Here is a 14,762-nt window from a genome sequence, read left to right as displayed (position 1 = left end):
CCCCGTGACCTCCCCCTCGCCGTCCTCGCTCACGGTCCTGGTGATCGGCACCGGCGGCCGCGAGCACGCCTTGGTCCGCGCGCTCGCCCTCGACCCCGCCGTGACCGGGCTGCACGCCGCCCCGGGCAACCCCGGCATGGCCGCGCACGCGACCCTGCACCCCGTCGACCCGATGTCGGGGGAGGCCGTCGCCGGCCTGGCGGAGTCGCTGGGCGCGGACCTGGTCGTGATCGGGCCCGAGGCGCCGCTGGTCGCCGGGGTCGCCGACGCCGTCCGCGAGCGGGGGATCGCCTGCTTCGGGCCCACCGGCGAGGCTGCCCGTCTCGAGGGCTCCAAGGCCTTCGCCAAGGAGGTCATGGAGGCAGCCGGCGTGCCGACCGCCCGGGCCTTCGTCTGCACCACCGCCGAGGAGGTCGCCGCTGCGCTCGACGAGTTCGGTCCGCCGTACGTCGTCAAGGACGACGGCCTGGCCGCGGGCAAGGGCGTCGTGGTGACCGAGGACCGGCAGGTAGCCGTGGACCACGCGGCCGGGTGCGACCAGGTCGTCGTCGAGGAGTTCCTCGACGGGCCCGAGGTCTCGCTCTTCGCGCTGTGCAGCTGGAACGAGGCCGACGGCGCGACGGTCTACCCGCTGCAGCCCGCGCAGGACTTCAAGCGGATCGGGGACGACGACCGGGGCCCCAACACCGGCGGCATGGGCGCCTACACGCCGCTGCCGTGGGCGCCCGCGGACCTGGTCGACGAGGTGCGCCGGACGGTCCTCCAGCCGACGGTCGACGAGATGGCCCGCCGAGGGACGCCGTTCTCCGGCCTCCTGTACGCCGGCCTCGCGCTGACCTCGAAGGGAACCCGCGTGGTGGAGTTCAACGCCCGCTTCGGCGACCCCGAGACCCAGCCGCTGCTCGCGCTGCTCGACTCGCCCCTCTCGGCCCTGCTGCTCGGGGCCGCGACCGGCACGCTCGCCGACGTCCCGCCGCCGACCTTCAGGGTCGGCGCCGCGGTGGCGGTCGTCCTCGCCGGGCGTGGCTATCCGGAGACCTCGTCGGCGGGCGAGGTGGTCACCGGCATCGACCGCGCCGAGGAGATCGAGGGCGTCCACGTGATCCAGGCCGGCACGGCCCTGTCGGGCGACGACCTGGTCACCGCCGGGGGACGGGTGCTGGCCGTGGTGGCCACCGGTCCCGACGTCGCGGCCGCCCGCGCCGCGGCGTACGACGGAGTGACCGCCGTAGAATTCGAGGGCGTCCAGCACCGCACCGACATCGCAAAGGGCATCTGATGGCCGTCCCCAACGTCCTGGCCACCCGCTACGCCGGAGCGGACCTCGCGCGGATCTGGTCCCCGGAGCACAAGATCGTGCTCGAGCGCCAGCTGTGGATCGCCGTGCTCGAGGCCCAGCGGGACCTCGGCATCGAGGTGCCCGACGGGGTCGTCGAGGCCTACCGGGACGTCGTCGCCCTGGGCGAGAAGGGGGTCGACCTCGAGTCGATCGCGGCCCGCGAGCGGGTCACCCGGCACGACGTGAAGGCGCGGATCGAGGAGTTCTGCGCGCTCGCGGGGCACGAGCACATCCACAAGGGGATGACCTCGCGCGACCTGACCGAGAACGTCGAGCAGCTCCAGGTGCGCCAGTCGCTGGCGCTGGTGCGCGACCGCGCCGTGGCCGCGCTGGCCCGGCTCGGCCGTCTGGCCTCCGAGCACGAGACCACGGTGATGGCCGGCCGGTCCCACAACGTCGCGGCCCAGGCGACCACGCTCGGCAAGCGGTTCGCCACGGTGGCCGACGAGATGCTGATCGCCGTGGAGCGGGTCGAGGACCTGCTGGGCCGCTACCCGCTGCGCGGCATCAAGGGGCCGATGGGCACCGCCCAGGACATGCTCGACCTGCTCGACGGCGACGCCGGCAAGCTCGCCGCGCTCGAGGAGCGCGTCGCCGCCCACCTCGGCTTCGACCGGGTGCTGACCAGCGTCGGCCAGGTCTACCCGCGCTCGCTCGACTTCGACGTGGTCTCCTCGCTGGTGCAGCTGGTCGCGGGCCCCTCCAACCTGGCCACGACGATCCGCCTGATGGCGGGCAACGAGCTGGTCACCGAGGGCTTCAAGGAGGGCCAGGTCGGCTCCTCGGCGATGCCCCACAAGATGAACAGCCGCTCCTGCGAGCGCGTCAACGGTCTCGCCGTCATCCTCCGCGGCCACCTGTCGATGATCGGCGAGCTGGCCGGCGACCAGTGGAACGAGGGCGACGTCTCCGACTCGGTCGTGCGCCGCGTGGCGCTGCCCGACGCGTTCTTCGCCGCCGACGGGCTCTTCCAGACCTTCCTCACCGTGCTCGACGAGTTCGGCGCCTTCCCGGCCGTGGTGCAGCGCGAGCTCGACCGCTACCTGCCGTTCCTCGCCACGACCAAGGTCCTGATGGCGGCGGTCCGCAACGGCGTCGGCCGCGAGACCGCCCACGAGGCGATCAAGGAGGCCGCCGTCGGGGTCGCGCTCGACATGCGGCGCGGCCAGGCCGAGAACGACGTGTTCGCCCGGCTCGCCGCCGACCCGCGCCTCGGCCTCACCGCCGAGCAGCTCGCCTCGCTGGTGGCCGAGCCGATCACGTTCACCGGCGCGGCGGTCGACCAGGTCGAGCGGGTCGTGCGCCAGGTGGCCGAGGTGACCGCCCGGCACCCCGAGGCCGCGGCGTACACCCCCGGCGCCATCCTCTAGTCCCGCCGCTAGCGCTCCTGGCGCAGCGACCGCACCGCCATCACCATCGCCACGGCGAGGACGGCCAGCGACGCCAGCAGGGCCGCCTCGAGTCCCCGGCCGGGTGAGGAGGCGGCGGCCACGCCGTACACGGTCATCAGCAGCGCGGCGCCGATCGAGGAGCCGATCCGCTGGCCGGTCTGCAGCGCGCCGCCGGCGGCGCCGCCCATCCGCGGCGGCACCTCCGCGAGCGAGAGGGTGAAGTTCGGCGAGACCACCCCGCCGCCGCCCAGGCCGGCGAGGAGCAGCGGCGGCACGAGCACCAGCCAGAGCCCGTGCGGCCCGCGGCCGGGGACCAGCAGCGCCACCGCCAGCACCCCCGTCATCATCACGCTCAGCGCGATCACCGTGATCAGGCGGTGGATCCTCGAGACCAGCTGGCCCGCCAGCGGTGCGGTGAGGGCCGAGCCGATCGCGAACGGCGTGAGCAGGGCCTGCCCCCAACGGCGAGAAGCCCAACCCGTCCTGCAGGTAGACCGACAGCACCAGGAAGATCCCGGTGAAGCCGGTGAAGTAGAGCGCGCCACGGCCAGCCCGTTGGCGTAGCCGGGAGTACGACGCAGCAGCGCCACGTCGAGCAGCGGGGCACCGCCCCGCCGGGCGATCCGCCGCTCCCACCGCACGAAGCCCCACAGGAAGGTCGGCGCCCCCACCAGCAGGACCAGCGGCAGCCGGGCGCCGCTCTCCACGCTGACGAGCGGGAAGAGCACGCAGAGCACCGTCGCGCCGAGCAGCGCGGCGCCGAGGTGGTCCAGCCCGGTCCGGTCCTGCGACTCGCGGGGCCGCTGCGGCACCATCCGGGCGACGAACACCATCGCCACCAGTCCGATCGGGACGTTGACGAGGAACAGGTAGCGCCAGCCGTCCTGCTCGCCGAGCAGGCTGATGATGAGGCCGCCGATCACCGGTCCCAGGCCCGAGGAGATCGACACGGTGAGGCCGAAGAACCCGAAGGCCCGGCCCCGCTCGGCTCCCCGGAAGAGCTGCTGGATCAGCCCGGAGTTCTGCGGGGTCAGGAAGCCCGCCGCCGCGCCCTGCGCCAGCCGTGCCCCGATCACCCAACCGACGGTCGGGGCCAGGCCCACCGCCGCGCTGGCGGCGACGAAGCCGGCCAGCCCCAGCAGCATCATCCGACGCCGCCCGTAGGCGTCGCCGAGGCGACCGCCGGTCACGAGCGTCAGCCCGAAGGCCAGCGCATAGCCGGACACCACCCACTGCACCGTCGAGGCCGAGGTGTCGAGCCCCGACCGCATCGACGGGATCGCGACGTTGACGATCGTGACGTCGAGCAGGGCCATGAAGCCGATGACCAGGTGACGCCGAGGATCCGCCAGCGCCGCGGGTCCGGGTCGTGGACCTCCTGCTCCGGCGTGGTCGCCGGGGCCGTCGTCTCCTCGCTCACACCAACACTCTGTCCCGACGGTCAAGGGGCGAGCAGCGCGACCCGTCGTACCCCGCAGAATGGGGCCATGCGCAAGGCAGTGCACGAGAAGGCAGTGGACGTCACCGTGACCGGCCGGGTGCAGGGCGTCTCGTTCCGGTTCTACGCCGAGCGAGAGGCCCGCCGGCTCGGGGTGGCCGGGTGGGTGCGCAACGAGCCCGACGGGTCGGTCGGCGGGCACTTCGAGGGCGACGTCGAGGCCGTCGACGCGATGGTGGCCTGGTGCCGGACCGGCCCCCCGGCGGCGCGCGTCGAGCAGGTGCGGGTGCGCGATTCCGAGGACGGAGGCGAACGCTCCTTCGGCGTCCGCTTCTGAGGCGTACGCCGTCAGACCAGGGCGCGCCCGTCGTGGTTGGCCAGCTTCCGGGCGACCGTGGCGAGGTCGGCGCGCCAGACGTCCTCGGGCACCGGGGGCAGGATGTCCTCCCACTCCGCGCGAACGAGCCGCGGATCCCCGCCTGTCGCTCGGTCCGGGCCATGAACCACACGTGCAGGTGGCTGCTCCCGTCGCCCCAGCGGGAGACGTGCACCCGACCGATGTTCGCCATGTTGCACATGATCCGGCTCATCCAGACCGTGATCCGGCCGTACTCGGAGGCGGTCTCGTCGTCCATCTCGCTGAAGTCCTGGTGCTCCTTGCTCTGCAGGAACAGGACGAGCGGCAGCCCGGTCGGCTGCGCCATCCGGGTGACGACCCAGCGCTCGTTCTCCCAGATGTCGAGGTCCGGGTCGCGCTCGCAGGTGGGGCAGGGCTTGCCACCCTCCCCGGCCCGGGGCTCCTCGTCCGCCGGCGGCGGCAGCACCTTCGGTGCGATCGAGCCGTCCACGACCTCCCAGGGGAAGACGTCCCAGTCGACCAGCGACGGGGCCGGCAGGCGGCCGCTCTCGCCGGCGGCGGCGACGACCCTGGCGTAGACCTCTTCAGCAGACTCGGGCATGGGCACACTGTGCCAGTCGTGGCGAATTTGCGGGGCGACCACCCCGGGCCTGACGCTTCTGGGATGACCAGCCCCGTCACCGTCTCCATCACCCGTCACCTCGACCCGGGTCGCGAGGCCGAGATGATGAGCTGGATGTCCGCCGGGGTGGCGCTCGCCGAGCGCTTCCCGGGCTTCCTCGGGGCCGGCTGGGTGCGTCCGGAGCAGGACTCCGAGACCTGGCACGTGCTCTACCGCTTCGCCGACCACGAGGCGCTGGCCGGGTGGGAGTCGTCGCACGAGCGGCAGTGGTGGCGCGACGCGTCGGTCGGGCTCGGGGTCGTGGAGTCGCGGGTGGAGCGGCGTACCGGCATCGAGGGCTGGTTCGACGAGCCGGTCACCCGGGACCTCCGTGACCTGCGGCTGTCCCCACCGCGCCGCGCGCTACAAGCAGGCCACGGTGATCTGGCTGGCGTTCTTCCCCCTGAACCTGCTGGTGTCCTGGATCTACTCCCAGGTGGCTCCGGACCTCCCGCTGCTGGTCCGGGGACTGACCTCGACCCTGCTGATGACCCCGGTGATGACCTACTCGTGCTGCCCTGGATGACCCGCAGGCTCAGCTGGTGGCTGCAGGGCGAGCCGCCGCCGTGGCGCCGCGTGGCCGCCGCCTGACCGTTCGCCGGGCACGCCGGGCCGCGACCTCTAGGCTGGGGCGCGTGGCCGACCTGAACATCCCCGACGCCCCGACGATCGAGGGTGCGACCCACCTGCACTCCGGCAAGGTGCGCGACCTCTACGAGCTGCCCGGTGGCCGCCTGCTGATGGTGGCCAGCGACCGGATCTCGGCGTTCGACTTCGTCCTGGACACCGCCCATCCCCGACAAGGGCGAGATCCTGACCCGGATGTCGCTGTGGTGGTTCGACCAGCTGGCCGAGCTGGTGCCCAACCACGTGGTCTCCACCGACGTGCCGGACGCCGTGCGTGGCCGGGCCGTGGTGTGCGAGCGGCTGGACATGTTCCCGGTCGAGTGCGTCGCCCGCGGCTACCTCACCGGCTCCGGCCTGCTCGACTACCGCGCGTCGGGGCAGGTGTGCGGCATCCCGCTGCCCGCCGGGCTCGAGGACGGCAGTCGCCTGCCCGAGCCGATCTTCACGCCGGCCACCAAGGCCGCGCTCGGCGACCACGACGAGAACGTGTCCTACGACGCGGTCGTGCGCGAGGTCGGCGAGGATGCGGCGGCCGAGCTGCGCGGCCTGACGATGGCGGCCTACTCGCGCGCCGAGGAGATCGCGCGCGGCGCGGCATCATCCTGGCCGACACCAAGCTCGAGTTCGGCAGGCGTCCCGACGGCATGACGGTCCTCGCCGACGAGGTGCTCACCCCCGACTCCTCGCGGTTCTGGCCGGCGTCGCAGTGGCGGCCGGGTCGCACCCAGCCGTCGTACGACAAGCAGATCGTGCGCAACTGGCTCCTCTCGCCCGAGTCCGGCTGGGACCGCGCCGCGGGCGGCCCGCCACCGGCGCTCCCCGCGGCCGTCGTCGAGCGCACCCGCGCGCGCTACGTCGAGGCCTACGAGCGGCTCACGGGGCAGACCTGGTGACCGGGTCCGGGGCCGTGTCCTTCGGCGTCGCGCCGGACGTCGCCTTCGACTACCTCGCCGACCCCGCAACCGGCCGGCCTGGCAGTCCAGCCTGTCCCGGGTCGAGGCCGTCACCGGCGAGCCCCGGATCGGCCAGCGCTGGGTCGACGTGACCCGCCCGGGGCTGCGGCCCTCCATGGAGACCACCGAGCTGGACCGGCCCTACCGCTGGGCGAGCTCGGACGGTGGCGCGCGCTCCGCGCCGCCCTGGCCCTGACCTTCGTGGCCGCCGACGCCGGCTGCGAGGTGGTCTTCGAGTTCGCGGTCGAGGGCGACGGGCTGCTCCGCCCCACCGGTCCCGCGCTCACCCGCCTCGCGGTCCCGGCCGTCCGCGCCGATCTCCGGCGTGCCGCGGCGATCCTGACGACTCCGCCTGACAGGTCAGGCCGGTCCTCGACCTCCGCGCGCGCGGCGCGCGTGGCATCGCTGACCGCCTCGAGGAACTCGGCGATCCCGGCGAGCTCGTCCTCGCTCCGGCCGGCCAGCACGGGGCCGATGTGCGCAGCCAGTCGTCCGAACATCTGCTCCCCGACGTCGCGGGCGTGGTCGGTCATCTCCACCACCACCGAGCGACGGTCGCCGGATGCGGAGAACGGCGCACGTGGCCGAGTCGCTCGAGCCGGTCCAGCATCGCGGAGGTGGCCGGGCGCTGAGGTGCATCGCGGCGCTGAGTTGTCCCGGCGTCACCGGACTGTCCGTGTCGCCGCGGTCCATGACCATGGCCAGGCCCGTGAGGTCGGTGCGGTGCATCTGGCTCTCGCGTCCCGCGGCGCCCACGTAGAGCTCGGTCTCGTTGGTGACCTCGCGCAGCGCTCGGACGACGCGCACCGCCGCCTCGGGGGGTCCGCCACTTGTCTCGGCCATGGCACCCCTACTGTTTCGATCGTGGAAATATTCCAGGGAGTGAACAAAGGTGCAGTGGGCCGGCGACTGAGCTGGTCGTCGTGGCGTTGGCACTGCTGTTCTCGGGGGTGATGCTCGCCGCGGACGTCACGGCGCGGACGGCGCCCAACGCGACCTCGAACCTGCCGACGACGCCGAGTCCGCCCAGGCGGCCCGGCTCGCCGACCGGCTGGGCACCTCGGAGTACACGCCCGCCATCGTGGTCTTCGACCGTGGAGGGGCCCCGCTGACCCGCGAGGACAGGGCGGCCGTGGCCGCCAAGGTGCGCGAGCTGGCCGGTCTCGCTGACGACGGACAGCGGGTCTTCCCCGCCTTCGCCGACGACGGTGCGGCGGCCTTCGTCGGCGTGCCGCTGGCGGCCGACACACCGGAGGAGGACCTCGCCGGCCCGATCGGGAAGATCCGGGCGGTGGCCGGCGCCGGGCTGCCCGACGGCCTGAGGGCGCAGGTGACCGGAGGACCGGCGTTCGTCGTGGACCTGTCGAAGGTCTTCGACGGGGCCGATGTCACGCTGCTCATCACCACGGCGAGCGTGGTCGCCCTCCTGCTGCTCCTCACCTACCGGAGCCGTGGCTGTGGCTGGTGCCGCTGACGGTGGTCGCGGTTGCCGACCAGGTGGCCGCCAAGCTGCTCGCGGTCGGCACCCACGTCCTCGACTTCCAGACCGACGGCGCCACCACCGGCATCACCTCGGTGCTGGTGTTCGGAGCCGGCACGAACTACGCCCTGCTGCTCATCGCGCGCTACCGCGAGGAGCTGCGCCGGGAGGGGAGTCGGTACGACGCGATGCGGGTCGCGCTCGGGCGGGCGGCTCCGGCGATCCTCGCCAGCTCCGGCACCGTCGTCCTCGCACTGCTCTGCCTCGGCTTCGCCGACAACCCGTCCAGCCGCAGCATCGGCTTCGCCGGCGCCATCGGGATCGTCACCGCCGTCGTCTACGCGCTGCTGGTCCTCCCGGCCGCGCTCACCCTCTTCGGCCGCCGGCTGTTCTGGCCCTTCGTGCCCCGGCTGGGCCAGGCCGAGCCGACCGAGACCGGCTTCTGGTCGAGGGTGGCCGACCTGGCCACCGGGCGCCCCTGGCTGGTCAGCGGGCTGGGCGCGCTGCTCCTGGTCGTACTGGCGCTGCCCCTGTCGGGAGTGCGGACCGGACTCTCGGAGACCGAGCAGTTCCGCGCCCAGCCGGAGTCGGTGACCGGCCAGCAGGTGCTGGCCGACCACTTCCCGGCGGGAGCCTCGCAGCCCACCACGGTCCTCGCTCCAGCCGCTTCGGCGTCTGCCGTACGACGCGCGGTCGCCGCGGTCGACGGCGTCCAGCGGGTCGACAGGGTCGGGGGCAGCCGCGAGACCGTGGAGCTGGACCTGGTCCTCGACGCGGACCCGGGCTCGAGCGCCGCCTTCGACGCGGTCGAGGCCGTCCGGGTCGCCGCCCACGACGCAGATCCCGCAACCCTCGTCGGTGGGGCGGACGCCGAGGCGCTCGACGCGAGGACCGCCGCGCAGCACGACCAGCGCCTGGTCATCCCGCTGATCCTGGCCGTGGTGCTGGTGGTCCTGCTGCTCCTGCTCCGGTCCGTCGTCGCCGCCGTCGTCCTGGTGCTCACCGTCGTCGCGACGTACGCCGCGAGCATGGGGGCGAGCTGGTGGGCCTTCCGGCACTGGTGGGACTTCCCGGCCCTCGACCTCTCCGTCCCGCTGCTGAGCTTTCTGTTCCTCGTCGCCCTGGGCGTCGACTACAACATCTTCCTGACCACCCGGGCCCGCGAGGAGGCCCATCGGCTGGACACGAAGGCGGCGATCCGCAGGGCCCTGGCCGTGACGGGTGGGTCATCACCAGTGCCGGGGTGCTGCTGGCGGCCGTCTTCACGGTCCTGGGGGTGCTTCCACTCATCACGCTGACCCAGATCGGGGTGATCGTGGGCTTCGGCGTCCTGCTCGACACCTTGCTGGTGCGCAGCATCCTGGTGCCGGCGATCGTGGCCCTGCTCGGCCGGCGCTTCTGGTGGCCGGGGTCCCTCTCGCGGCATGCCCGACCGCTCGCCGGTCCGGCCGGGGTGGACGTGGAACGGGCCGGTGGGGTGCAGGCCGGAGCGCGGGGCTCGCGGGGTTCATGACCGCTGAGTAGGTTGGCCCCACCACAGCGATTCCGTGATGGAGGCCACGTTGTACAACCTGTCGACCCTGCTCGAGAACAGCGCCCAGCAGTACCCCGACCGCGACGCGGTGGTGCTGGGGGACCTGCGCCTGACCTACGCGCAGGTCGACGGCGCGGCCAACCAGGTGGCGAACCTCCTCGTCGCCCGCGGCATCCGGCACGGTGACAAGGTGGCCCTGAGCTGCCCGAACCTGCCCTACTTCACGATCATCTACTTCGGCATCCTCAAGGCGGGCGCGACCGTCGTACCCCTCAACGTGCTGCTCAAGGGCCGCGAGGTCGCCTACCACCTCGGCGACTCGACGCGAAGGCCTACTTCTGCTTCGAGGGCACCGCCGACCTGCCGATGGCCAAGGAGGGGTACGCCGGCTTCCAGCAGGCCGAGGGCTGCACCGACTTCTTCGTCATCACCGCCGACCCGTCGGCGCCCTCGCCCATCGAGGGGACCGAGACGCTGGGCCAGGCCCTCGCGGAGCAGCCCCCGACGTTCGAGACCGTGGCGACCGACGAGGACGACACGGCCGTCATCCTGTACACCTCCGGCACCACCGGGCAGCCCAAGGGCGCGGAGCTGCGGCACCGCAACATGCGCGACAACGCCCTCGCCGGCGAGGTGCTCTTCGGGGCCGACGCCGACAACCCCGACACCCTGTTGTGCGTGCTGCCGCTCTTCCACTCCTTCGGCCAGACCTGCATCCAGAACGGCGCGTTCGCCTTCGGGGGCACGGTCGTGATGCTGCCGCGCTTCGAGGCGCACGCGGCCCTCGAGCTCATGGGCAGGGAGAAGGTCACCTACTTCGCGGGCGTGCCGACGATGTACTGGGGCCTGCTCGGTGCGCTCGAGGACGTCCGGGCCTCCGGCGGGATCGACGTGGAGCAGCTGGCGAAGAACCTGCGGGTCGCGGCCGCCGGTGGTGCGGCGCTGCCGGTGGAGGTCCACAAGGAGTTCCAGCGGAAGTTCGGGGTCACCATCCTCGAGGGGTACGGCCTCTCGGAGACCTCTCCGGTCGCGAGCTTCTCCCCGCGTGGGGAGGAGGTCCGGGTCGGCTCGATCGGCCGGCCCATCCCCGGGGTGGAGATGAAGCTGATCGACCCGGAGTGGAACGAGGTCAACGCCGACGGCACCGACCCCGACGCGGTCGGCGAGATCGCCATCAAGGGCCACAACATCATGAAGGGCTACTACGACCGCCCGGAGGCCACCGCCGAGGTGATCCACGACGGCTGGTTCCGCTCCGGCGACCTGGGCCGCCGCGACGAGGACGGCTACTACTACATCGTCGACCGGTCCAAGGACATGATCATCCGCGGCGGCTTCAACGTGTACCCCCGCGAGATCGAAGAGGTCCTGCTGACCCACCCCGACGTCTCGCTGGCCGCGGTCATCGGTGTCCCGCACGAGAGCCACGGCGAGGAGATCAAGGCGTTCGTCATCCTCAACGACGGCGCCACCACCACCAGCGAGGAGCTGGTCGCGTGGGGCAAGGAGCAGATGGCCAACTACAAGTACCCCGCATCGTGGAGATCGTCCCGTCGCTGCCGATGACCGCGACCGGGAAGATCCTCAAGCGCGAGCTGTCCTGACCGGGACGGCTCAGGCGAACGGGTCCGGCATCGCGCCGGGCAGCTGCGCGAGCAGGTCACGGGCCTGCTGGGCCACCTTGTGCTCGACGAGGACCTCGTACTTCGTCGCGACCACCGAGGTGACCGAGGAGAAGTCGCGGTGGCCGCGGGTGGCGGCGTACCCCACGAGCGCCCAGACCACCCCGAACAGCGCCCCGAACAGCATCGTGGAGACGACCACCGCCACGGTTTGCTGTTGTCGAAGAGGGCGAAGATGATGCCCACGAACAGGCCGAGCCACACGCCCGACAGCAGCCCGCCATCGCCACGCGTCCGGTGGTCAGCCGGCCGGTGATCCGCTCGATGCGCTTGAGGTCGGTGCCGACGATCATGCACTGCTCGACCGGGAACTTGTTGTCCGAGAGGAAGTCGACGGCCCGCTGGGCAGACTCGTAGTCGTCGTAGACCGCCAGGGACTGCGGGAACTGCAGCTTCAGCGGGGACCTGCCGGGCATTCCGGTCGGCATGCTCATGCTCCTAGTCTGCCGGAGCCGCCCAGCGGGAGCCGTGGGTCGAAGGTCCCGTAGAATCGAGCCGCAGCAGCCCCCGCCATCAGGAGCCCTCCGTGCCCCGAGTCGTCGTCGACGTCATGCCCAAGCCCGAGATCCTCGACCCGCAGGGGAAGGCCGTCCTCGGCGCCCTGCCGCGGCTGGGGTTCTCCGGCGTCACCGATGTCCGTCAGGGCAAGCGCTTCGAGCTCGAGTTCGACGGCGAGCTGACCGACGAGGTCCTCGCCGAGGTGCGGCAGATGGCCGAGACCCTGCTCTCCAACCCGGTGATCGAGGACTTCACCGTCTCGGTCGAGACGGTCGCTGCGGTCGAGGCCGTCGAGTGAAGGTCGGGGTCGTCACCTTCCCGGGCTCGCTCGACGACGTCGACGCCCAGCGCGCGGTCCGGCTCGGCGGCCACGAGGCGGTCGCCCTGTGGCACGGCGACCACGACCTGCGCGGCGTCGACGCGGTCGTCCTGCCGGGCGGGTTCTCCTACGGCGACTACCTGCGCTGCGGTGCCATCTCCCGCTTCTCGCCGGTGATGGCCGAGGTCATCGAGGCCGCCCAGCGGGGCATGCCGGTGCTCGGCATCTGCAACGGCTTCCAGATCCTGTGCGAGTCCCACCTGCTCCCCGGTGCGCTGATCCGCAACGACCACCGCAAGTTCGTCTGCCGTGACCAGCGGCTGCGGATCGAGAACGTCGCGACTCCGTGGACCTCGTCGTACGAGCCGGGAGCCGAGGTCACGATCGTGCTGAAGAACGGCGAGGGCGGCTTCGTCGCCGACGCCGACACCCTCGACCGGCTCGAGGGCGAGGGTCGGGTCGTGGCCCGCTACCTCGACGTCAACCCCAACGGGTCGGCGCGCGACATCGCCGGCATCACCAACGAGCGCGGCAACGTGGTCGGCCTGATGCCTCACCCCGAGCACTCGGTCGAGGACCTCACCGGGTCCGGCACCGACGGCCTGGGGTTCTTCACCTCGCTCGCAGCGGCCGTCCTCTCGTGAACCCCCTGTCGCTCTTCCGTCGGGTCGCGATCGCCGAGGCGATCACCTGGGCGCTGCTGCTGATCGGGATGTTCCTCAAGTACGTCACCCACACCACCGAGCTCGGCGTCCGGGTGTTCGGGATGGCGCACGGCGTGGTCTTCATCGCCTACTGCCTGGTGACGCTGCTCGTCGGCGTCGACCAGCGTTGGACCCGCGGCCGGGTGCTGCTCGGCCTGGCCTGCGCGGTCCCGCCGTTCATGACGGTGTGGTTCGACCGGTACGCCGAGCGCCGCGGCGCGCTGGACACCTCCTGGCGGCTCGTCACCACCGAGCCCGCCGGCCCGGTCGAGCGGCTGGCCGCCCGGCAGCTGCGCCACCCGCTGCGCGGAGCCCTGGCCGGCGTCGTCGCCGTGGTCGCCCTCACCGGGGGGGTGGCCCTGCTGGTCGGCCCGCCCGGCTCCTGACCGCCGCGAGGCTCAGCGCTCGGCGGCTCGCAACGCCTTCCAGGTGGGCGAGTTGGCGATCCCGTCCACGTCGAGCCCGACCTTGCCCTGCCAAGTGCGCAGGGCCGACTGGGTCGCGGCGTCGAACACGCCGCCGACGGTCAGCTGCGCGGTGCCGCTGGCCGCGTTCAGGGTCCGCTGGAGGCGCCGTACCTCCGGGCCGGCCGAGCCCGTCTTGAGCACCGGCCGGGGGCCGTCGATGAGCAGGGTCATCCAGCTGCGCCGGGACCAGGTCGTGCTCACGGTGAGCGCGTGGGCGGACTGCCACTTGTTGGCGGCGGCGATCGTGGCGCTGTTGTAGACGCCGTTGACCTTGCCGGCGTAGAGGCCGTGCTCCTTGAGCAGGCACTGCAGCGCCTGGACCTGGCCCGCGTCCGGGGTGGTGTCCGTCGTGGCCGGCTTGAGCGGGAGGTACTTCTGCGAGCTGATCACGACGCCCGAGCAGTGCACCTCCTTGGCCGCGAACGACCCCAGCCCGAGGTCGAGGTAGTCGCGATCGATGTTGACCTTGGCCGAGCCCCAGGTCTCGTCGTGCCCGCCCTGGTACTGCTTCACCCGAGCGTGCGGCTGCCAGCCGTCCTCGCGGATGTAGGAGGTGGAGGTGTTGGCGGCGCCGTCCCAACGCGCGATCCAGATCTGGTCGGGCAGCTTGAAGGCGTCGGGGCGGTTCACGCGGGCGTTGTCGAGCATCGCGATCCCGGAGCCGGCGCTGGAGTAGACGCCGGAGACGTAGCCGAGCGCGTGGATCTGCCGGGTCCAGGCGGACAGGAAGGCCAGCGCGGACTCGCGGCAGTCGGTGTTGGAGCTGTCGAAGCCCTCGAGGTCGTACCACATCGTGCTGCCGGGCACGAGGCCGAGCGACTTCGCGACGCCGACGGTCTTGGTGGCCTCCGCCGAGCCCTGCTTGCGGGCCTGGCCGTAGCGGCCCTTGCTTCCGGGCGCGGGGTTGATCGTCTTGTCGGTGCCGTAGCGCGGGAACCGCGGCTGGCACGACGCCTGCGGCCCGAGCGTGATCGGCAGCAGCCGCCAGCCACGCGCGAGCTGGGTGCTCACCCACTTCGGGGTCAGGTTGGGCTGGTTGAGGCAGGCCCGCGAGTAGCCCGAGATGTAGATGCCCACGGCCAGGAACGGCGAGTGGTCGAGCCACTGGTTCATCGTCGACTGCGACGGCGCCAGGCACTGGTCGAAGCCGTAGCCGGTGAAGTTGCCGGGGGTGACCGGGTTGTCGGCCCGGGCCGGGGCGCCCACCGCGAGCGACGCGAACACGCCGATCACGAGGCTCAGGACGGCGGCGCGGGCGGTCGAGGCGGCCCAACGGGACATGGTGACTCCAGCGGAAACGTGGGTGGACAC

At 72.4% G+C, this 14,762-nt stretch carries 13 protein-coding genes and 5 pseudogenes; 14 read left to right on the top strand and 4 right to left on the bottom strand.

All coding sequences use genetic code 11. The features are described 5' to 3' along the window. Positions 1–4: 4 nt before the first annotated feature. Complete coding sequence (gene purD / locus H0S67_RS21100) at positions 5–1,279, top strand: phosphoribosylamine--glycine ligase (RefSeq protein WP_180934648.1); 1,275 nt, start codon at positions 5–7, stop codon at positions 1,277–1,279. Then, positions 1,279–2,709 (top strand): adenylosuccinate lyase, encoded by a 1,431-nt coding sequence (gene purB / locus H0S67_RS21095; RefSeq protein WP_180934647.1) that lies wholly within the window; start codon positions 1,279–1,281, stop codon positions 2,707–2,709. Before purD ends, purB begins: the two co-directional genes overlap by 1 nt. A gap of 8 nt (positions 2,710–2,717) precedes the next feature. On the opposite strand, the gene H0S67_RS21090 is transcribed toward purB, so the two are convergent. After that, the gene (locus H0S67_RS21090) at positions 2,718–4,046 is read right to left on the bottom strand and encodes an MFS transporter (protein WP_246354938.1); all 1,329 of its coding nucleotides are present in this window, start codon (positions 4,044–4,046) and stop codon (positions 2,718–2,720) included. 171 nt (positions 4,047–4,217) lie between these two features. Between H0S67_RS21090 and H0S67_RS21085 the strand changes: the two genes are divergently transcribed. The 9 genes and pseudogenes from H0S67_RS21085 (at position 4,218) to H0S67_RS21050 (ending at position 11,347) form a co-directional block, all read left to right on the top strand. Then, entirely contained in the window at positions 4,218–4,505 is a 288-nt protein-coding gene (locus tag H0S67_RS21085; protein WP_180934646.1) for an acylphosphatase, read from the top strand. 239 nt (positions 4,506–4,744) lie between these two features. Next, the gene (locus H0S67_RS21080) at positions 4,745–5,104 is read left to right on the top strand and encodes a hypothetical protein (protein WP_180934645.1); all 360 of its coding nucleotides are present in this window, start codon (positions 4,745–4,747) and stop codon (positions 5,102–5,104) included. Between the two features lie 86 nt (positions 5,105–5,190). Then, complete coding sequence (locus H0S67_RS21075) at positions 5,191–5,778, top strand: antibiotic biosynthesis monooxygenase (protein ID WP_246354937.1); 588 nt, start codon at positions 5,191–5,193, stop codon at positions 5,776–5,778. Beyond that, positions 5,730–5,981, top strand: a pseudogene (locus H0S67_RS28520) (phosphoribosylaminoimidazolesuccinocarboxamide synthase); the annotation flags it as partial. The gene H0S67_RS21075 and the pseudogene H0S67_RS28520, both read left to right, overlap by 49 nt. A 28-nt stretch (positions 5,982–6,009) precedes the next feature. Beyond that, positions 6,010–6,707 (top strand): annotated as a pseudogene (locus H0S67_RS21070) (phosphoribosylaminoimidazolesuccinocarboxamide synthase). Positions 6,708–7,818: 1,111 nt separating this feature from the next. Beyond that, positions 7,819–8,241: an MMPL family transporter gene (locus tag H0S67_RS27020; protein WP_180937035.1), complete on the top strand. Its 423-nt coding sequence runs from the start codon at positions 7,819–7,821 to the stop codon at positions 8,239–8,241. Continuing rightward, positions 8,232–9,760, top strand: a pseudogene (locus H0S67_RS27015) (MMPL family transporter). The gene H0S67_RS27020 and the pseudogene H0S67_RS27015 overlap by 10 nt, the downstream one beginning before the upstream one ends. Positions 9,761–9,797: 37 nt before the next feature. Further along, positions 9,798–10,043: pseudogene (locus H0S67_RS26135) on the top strand (AMP-binding protein); the annotation flags it as partial. A gap of 104 nt (positions 10,044–10,147) precedes the next feature. Continuing rightward, entirely contained in the window at positions 10,148–11,347 is a 1,200-nt protein-coding gene (locus H0S67_RS21050) for an AMP-binding protein (RefSeq protein ID WP_246354935.1), read from the top strand. Between the two features lie 48 nt (positions 11,348–11,395). Here H0S67_RS21050 and H0S67_RS27630 read toward each other — a convergent pair whose 3' ends face one another. Then, complete coding sequence (locus H0S67_RS27630; RefSeq protein ID WP_343050524.1) at positions 11,396–11,611, bottom strand: hypothetical protein; 216 nt, start codon at positions 11,609–11,611, stop codon at positions 11,396–11,398. Between the two features lie 127 nt (positions 11,612–11,738). After that, positions 11,739–11,879 (bottom strand): annotated as a pseudogene (locus H0S67_RS27625) (general stress protein); the annotation flags it as partial. Positions 11,880–11,989: 110 nt separating this feature from the next. Between H0S67_RS27625 and purS the strand changes: the two are divergent. From purS to H0S67_RS21030, 3 genes are read left to right on the top strand one after another with little or no spacing between them, the layout of a single operon-like run. Next, positions 11,990–12,259, top strand: a complete 270-nt coding sequence (purS, locus tag H0S67_RS21040; protein WP_180934642.1) for a phosphoribosylformylglycinamidine synthase subunit PurS — start codon at positions 11,990–11,992, stop codon at positions 12,257–12,259. Then, a complete protein-coding gene (purQ, locus tag H0S67_RS21035) occupies positions 12,256–12,924 on the top strand; it encodes a phosphoribosylformylglycinamidine synthase subunit PurQ (RefSeq protein ID WP_180934641.1) in 669 nt (222 codons plus the stop codon). The genes purS and purQ overlap by 4 nt, the downstream gene beginning before the upstream one ends. After that, the gene (locus tag H0S67_RS21030; RefSeq protein ID WP_180934640.1) at positions 12,921–13,370 is read left to right on the top strand and encodes a DUF3817 domain-containing protein; all 450 of its coding nucleotides are present in this window, start codon (positions 12,921–12,923) and stop codon (positions 13,368–13,370) included. The genes purQ and H0S67_RS21030 overlap by 4 nt, the downstream gene beginning before the upstream one ends. Positions 13,371–13,382: 12 nt before the next feature. Here the strand turns inward: H0S67_RS21030 and H0S67_RS21025 are convergent, their stop codons facing one another. Beyond that, entirely contained in the window at positions 13,383–14,732 is a 1,350-nt protein-coding gene (locus tag H0S67_RS21025; RefSeq protein ID WP_180934639.1) for a glycoside hydrolase domain-containing protein, read from the bottom strand. Positions 14,733–14,762 lie beyond the last annotated feature (30 nt).

Origin of the sequence: Nocardioides ungokensis (genome assembly GCF_013466985.1) — a bacterium.
Taxonomy (GTDB): Bacteria; Actinomycetota; Actinomycetes; order Propionibacteriales; family Nocardioidaceae; genus Nocardioides; species Nocardioides ungokensis.
The sequence above is the reverse complement of the archived record's forward strand: the minus strand, read 5'-3'. Positions and strand labels throughout refer to the sequence as shown.